Raw genomic sequence first — 848 nt, forward strand, 5'->3', positions numbered from 1 at the left:
CACGCGCCCCGTCCCCCCGCGGATCGACCGGCCCAAGGAGCCGCCCCCGGTACGCGACGACCACGCGGTCGCACAGGGCGAGCAGTTCGTCCAGTTCGGCCGAGACCACCAGCACGCCCGCGCCCCGCGAGGCCGCCGCACGGATCCGGCCGTGCACCGCCTCGACGGCGCCGATGTCGAGGCCGCGCGTCGGCTGCGAGGCGGCCAGGCACACCAGCGGATCGAGCGCCAACTCCCTTGCCAGGACGACCTTCTGCTGGTTGCCGCCCGAGAGCGACGCCATCGGGGCGAAGGCGCCCGGCGCCCGTACGTCATGTGCATCGAGCACGGTCGTGGTCGCGCGTCCGAGCGCGGCCCGGTCCAGGAACACTCCGAACCGCCGGAACTCCCCCAGTCGCCCGAGGTGCAGATTCTCGGCGACGGACAGCTCCGGTACGCAACCCTCGTGGTGCCGGTCCTCGGGAACGACCCCGAGCCCGGCCCGCGTTCGGGCCGCGGGGTTCGCCCGCGTCAGGTCCGCGCCGTCGAGCTCGACGCGTCCGCGCTCCGGCGCGAGTGCTCCGCCGATCACGGCCATCAGCTCGCTCTGACCGTTGCCCTCGACGCCCGCGACCCCGACGATCTCGCCGAACCCGACCTCCAAGTCCGCCTGGTCCAGGGCGTACGTACCGTCGGCCCGCCGCACCGTGACCTCGCTCAGCCGCAGCGCGGCACCGCCTCGCCGGACTCCCTCGACCGCATCGCCCTCCGTGAAGGCACGCCCCACAACGCCAGGCGCACCAGGCGCACCAGGCACACCAGGCGCCCCACCGCCGAGCTCCACACCACCCGGGGCCGGCTTCACACTC

1 protein-coding gene is annotated in these 848 nt (G+C 74.5%); it reads right to left on the reverse strand.

The window, feature by feature from the left end; genetic code table 11:
- A partial coding sequence (locus tag G6045_RS40685; RefSeq protein ID WP_328708107.1) for an ATP-binding cassette domain-containing protein occupies nucleotides 1–766 on the reverse strand: 766 nt, incomplete at its 3' end.
- Nucleotides 767–848: the final 82 nt, after the last annotated feature.

Source organism: Streptomyces mesophilus, assembly GCF_011044995.1.
Lineage (GTDB): Bacteria > Actinomycetota > Actinomycetes > Streptomycetales > Streptomycetaceae > Streptomyces > Streptomyces mesophilus.